Origin of the sequence: Methanobrevibacter sp. (genome assembly GCF_017432245.1) — an archaeon.
Taxonomy (GTDB): Archaea; Methanobacteriota; Methanobacteria; order Methanobacteriales; family Methanobacteriaceae; genus Methanobrevibacter.
In genome coordinates this window covers 1-4017 of sequence record NZ_JAFRJO010000012.1, presented here as the reverse complement: position 1 = coordinate 4017, position 4017 = coordinate 1, and the positions used below count along the sequence as shown (strand labels likewise).

Here is a 4017-nt window from a genome sequence, read left to right as displayed (position 1 = left end):
TTAGATCAAGATCATATAAAAGAACAAATACAAAAACTCCTGGTGGAGTTAATGTTTTAAGATATAAAAAGAAAAAACCATCTAAGCATGTATGTGCTGAATGTGGTGCTGTATTACATGGTGTTCCAAGAGGACGTCCTTATGAGATTGGCAAATTAGCAAAATCTCAAAAAAGACCTAACCGTCCATTTGGTGGATACTTATGTCCAAAATGTGCTCGTAAACATTTCAAAGATGAGGCAAGAAAATAATGATAATAACAATCGGTGGGACAGCAGGTAGTGGAACTACAACTGCTGCAAAGGTATTATCTGAAAAATTAGAGATTCCATTTGTTTCTGCTGGTGCAATATTCAGAGAAATGGCTGCAGAGAGGGGAATGACTCCTGTTGAATTCGGCAAATTTGCTGAAAATAATACTGACATCGATAAAGAGATTGATAATAGACAAGCTAAACTTGCAGAAGAAGCTCAAGATTTAATTGTTGAAGGAAGACTTTCTGCATATTTCATTGATGCGGATTTAAAAGTTTGTTTCACCGCTCCCTTAGAAGTTAGAGCTAAAAGGGTATGTGAAAGGGAAGACAAATCAATTGAGCTTGCAAAAGAGGAAATTCTTTCCCGTGAAGAAAGTGAAGCTTTAAGATATATGGATATTCATAACATAGATATTAGAAATATGGATATTTATGATTTAATTATAAATACTGACAGTTTTGATCCTGACATTATTGCGGAAATTATTTTAACAACATTAAAGGTGATATAATGGCAGCTATAGAAGTTGGTAGAAAATGTATTAAAACTGCTGGAAGAGAAGCAGGTAAAGAATGTGAAGTTGTTGCAATCATTGATGAAAACTTCGTTGAAGTAAAAGGAGACGAAGTTAAAAACAGACGTTGTAACATCAACCATTTAGAACCTATCATGGAATAAGTTTATTATTCCATAATTCTAAATTCTAGTTAGTTTACATTTTACTTTTTTAACTTTTTATATATTAAAATTAAAGCACATTTTTGTGTATTAGATAGGAATTCATCATCCAAACTTTTAAAAAAAGTTTGATTAGAATTTTTTTCAAGGTTTTTTGTGATGAGTTCTAAATTTTTTCTTTTTTTAAATTACTTTTTTTATTTATTTTTACTATTTTTACTATTTTTATTATTTTTATTTAGCTATTTTTTTAGTTCTTTAGTTATTTTTATAAATTATTAAAATTAAAATAATATTATTAAATTTATTAATCTAAATTAGTCTAAATTATTTAAAATCTATAAAACTTATTTTGAGGAGTATTATGTCCAGAAGGTTTGCAGTTATAGACACAGAAACAAATTGGAAAGATGAAGTGATGTCCATAGGTGTCCTGATTGCAAAATCAAATAATGTTGAAAGAACTGATTCTCGCTATTATATCTTGCCTAGAGCTGAAAAGATAGGTGGAATGTATTCAAGTTCAATGAGAATGACAAAACATGAAATCATTACAAAGCATAGGCCAGATGCTATTGATGATTTAAAGGATTTGCTTAATTCAAATGGTGTTAATGATCTACTTGCTTACAATGCCTCTTTTGATAAGCGTCATTTACCTGAACTTCATGATGGATTTTCTTGGAGAGACATAATGAAGGTTGCTGCTTATAAACAGCATAATCCACATATTCCAAATCATATGCCTTGTTGTGGAACTGGTAGATTAAGAAGAGGGTATGGTGTTGAGCAAATGCTTCGAATATTAGGAAAAAAGGATTATTGCGAAACTCATAATGCAATTGTAGATGCAAGAGATGAGTTAATGATTATGAAAAAATTAGGATATGATATCGATTACTATCCTGAAATTTAATGATTCCAATTGTTATAAAAAATAAAAAATAAGTATGATAAACTCTTTTTTAAAAAAATTAAATAAAATTAAAAAATAAAATAACATGGGTAATAAAATTAAAATACTCATTATTGAAGAGGATAGCGAAGTTTCAAAATTCCTTTTTTACTCACTATCTTGTCGATTCCTGAGTTCTTTATCATTCTAAAGCATATCGGGCAAGGTTCCGCATCTTCTATTTCCACCCAATCACCATCAACAGACATCTCTCCCGCAAGATAGATGCTTGCTCCAAGCATGTCTTTCCTTCTTGCAGAGATCATAGCATTCTGTTCTGCATGTACTGAAAAGCAGTCATTGTAGTTTCCTGAATTTGATGGAAGGTTCATTCTTTGACAAGTTCCTCTGTCACAACAGTTTTCCTCTCCTCTTGGATTTCCATTATAACCTGTACTGATTATTTCATCGTTATTTACTATTACAGCACCATAGCGTCTTTTTAAGCAAGTGCTTCTTTTTGATACAGCAAGTGCGATTGCAAGATAATATTCAGTTTTGCTCATACGGTTTGATTCATTTTCAATTTTGGATTTTTCATCTGCCATATTAGTTCTCCATTTTTCTCCATTTCTTTAACTATTCTTATTATTTATAATCGTTTATTATTATAGTTTTTTGTAGAATTATTTTTTAAAATTCTTAATTGAATTTTTAATCACCAATTAAATCATAAATTAAACCATAAATTAAATCATAAATTAAATCATTAATAAATCATTAATTAAATTTATTTATTATAAAAATCTTATTTTATATTATATAAAAATCTTATTTTAAAAACTTTTAGCTATTGGAGAATAAACTATGGAAGATTATCTAATTAAATCAAATGTGGAAACAAATCCTGAATATGGCTGCAATCCATATGAAAGGCCTATAGAGGAACATATAGCTAAAGGTATAATCAATTTGGACAAGCCATCTGGCCCTACATCTCATGAAGTGGACTCTTGGGTAAAGAGAATACTTGGTTGCAAGAAGACAGGTCATGGCGGAACACTTGACCCTAAAGTTACTGGAGTATTGCCTATCGGCATTGACAATGCTACAAGAGTCAGTCAACTTCTCCTTCCAGCAGGCAAGGAATATGTATGTCTCATGACCCTGCACAAGGAAATACCTGAAGATCAAATAAAAGAGATTTTCGATGAATTTACTGGCAAGATATATCAAACACCGCCTGTTAAATCAGCCGTCAAACGTGAATTAAGGGTGAGAAATATTTATTACTCTACCATTTATGAAATTGAAGGCAAGGATATCCTTTTTAGAATAGGTTGTGAAGCAGGAACCTATGTCAGAACCTATTGTCATGATATTGGTGAAGCTTTAGGATGTGGAGCACATATGGCAGAGCTTAGAAGAACAAGGGTAGGTCCATTTGATGAGCGAAACAATGACCTTGTAAACTTACATGACCTTACCGATGCATATCATTTTTACATTGAAGATGGTGATGAATCATACATAAGGAAAGCTATTCAGCCAATGGAAGTGGCTAGTTCCCACCTTCCTCAGATATTCATAAAGGATTCTGCTGTTGAAGCAATTTGCCAAGGGGCAAAGCTTGGTGCAGGTGGAATAGCTAAATTATCCAAGGACATTCAAAAGGGAAATCTTGTTGCTATTAAGTCCTTGAAAGGAGAATTGGTAGCTGCAGGAACTTCATTGTTCTCATCTCAAGAGATAATGAATGCAGATTCCGGGCTTGTTGTTGATACAAATAAGGTCTTTATGGATACTGGAATTTATCCAAAAGGTTGGTAATGATCACATAATTATAATTCATTAAAAATTAATTTTAAGTTATTTAATTGATTTAAAATTGATTTAAATTCATAAATTAAAATGGTGATAAGATGTCTGATAAAGATAAAGTAATTGAAGCATTTAAAAACTCTGAAGAACCTTTAAACGCTACTAAAGTTAGTGAAATTTCAGGTGTAGAAAAGAAAGAAGTCGATAAGATCATGAAAGAATTGAAAAAAGATGAAACCATTGTTTCTCCAAAAAGATGTTACTGGACTCTTGCAGACAAATAGTTTCATTTTAAATCTTTTATCTTCTTTTAATATACTATTTTTTCAATATACTATTTTTTTAACATATTTTTTTATTTTTTA

Annotated in this window: 7 protein-coding genes; 6 read left to right on the top strand and 1 reads right to left on the bottom strand. The window is 30.8% G+C overall.

What is annotated here, in order from left to right; translation table 11 throughout:
- The 4 genes from IJI80_RS00990 to IJI80_RS00975 form a co-directional block, all read left to right on the top strand.
- On the top strand, positions 1-251 hold a 251-nt coding region (locus IJI80_RS00990), incomplete at its 5' end, for a 50S ribosomal protein L34e (protein ID WP_292786662.1).
- Positions 251-769, top strand: coding sequence for a (d)CMP kinase (cmk, locus tag IJI80_RS00985; RefSeq protein ID WP_292786659.1), 519 nt, complete (start codon positions 251-253; stop codon positions 767-769). The genes IJI80_RS00990 and cmk, both read left to right, overlap by 1 nt.
- On the top strand, positions 769-936 hold the full coding sequence (locus IJI80_RS00980; protein ID WP_292786656.1) for a 50S ribosomal protein L14e: 168 nt from the start codon (positions 769-771) through the stop codon (positions 934-936). Before cmk ends, IJI80_RS00980 begins: the two co-directional genes overlap by 1 nt.
- Positions 937-1300: 364 nt before the next feature.
- Positions 1301-1852: a hypothetical protein gene (locus IJI80_RS00975; protein WP_292786653.1), complete on the top strand. Its 552-nt coding sequence runs from the start codon at positions 1301-1303 to the stop codon at positions 1850-1852.
- A gap of 110 nt (positions 1853-1962) precedes the next feature.
- Here IJI80_RS00975 and IJI80_RS00970 read toward each other — a convergent pair whose 3' ends face one another.
- Positions 1963-2439, bottom strand: coding sequence for a dCMP deaminase family protein (locus tag IJI80_RS00970; RefSeq protein ID WP_292786651.1), 477 nt, complete (start codon positions 2437-2439; stop codon positions 1963-1965).
- A gap of 259 nt (positions 2440-2698) precedes the next feature.
- On the opposite strand from IJI80_RS00970, the gene IJI80_RS00965 reads away from it, so the two are divergent.
- On the top strand, positions 2699-3661 hold the full coding sequence (locus IJI80_RS00965) for an RNA-guided pseudouridylation complex pseudouridine synthase subunit Cbf5 (protein ID WP_292786649.1): 963 nt from the start codon (positions 2699-2701) through the stop codon (positions 3659-3661).
- Between the two features lie 92 nt (positions 3662-3753).
- On the top strand, positions 3754-3936 hold the full coding sequence (locus IJI80_RS00960) for a MarR family transcriptional regulator (RefSeq protein ID WP_292786647.1): 183 nt from the start codon (positions 3754-3756) through the stop codon (positions 3934-3936).
- Positions 3937-4017 lie beyond the last annotated feature (81 nt).

What these genes read in the sequence shown, in the direction of transcription:
- IJI80_RS00975 (WP_292786653.1), top strand. Translation starts at nt 1,301, where the DNA reads ATGTCCAGAAGGTTTGCAGTTATAGACACAGAAACAAATTGGAAAGAT.
- IJI80_RS00965 (WP_292786649.1), top strand. Translation starts at nt 2,699, where the DNA reads ATGGAAGATTATCTAATTAAATCAAATGTGGAAACAAATCCTGAATAT.
- cmk (WP_292786659.1), top strand. Translation starts at nt 251, where the DNA reads ATGATAATAACAATCGGTGGGACAGCAGGTAGTGGAACTACAACTGCT.
- IJI80_RS00980 (WP_292786656.1), top strand. Translation starts at nt 769, where the DNA reads ATGGCAGCTATAGAAGTTGGTAGAAAATGTATTAAAACTGCTGGAAGA.
- IJI80_RS00970 (WP_292786651.1), bottom strand. Translation starts at nt 2,439, where the DNA reads ATGGCAGATGAAAAATCCAAAATTGAAAATGAATCAAACCGTATGAGC.
- IJI80_RS00960 (WP_292786647.1), top strand. Translation starts at nt 3,754, where the DNA reads ATGTCTGATAAAGATAAAGTAATTGAAGCATTTAAAAACTCTGAAGAA.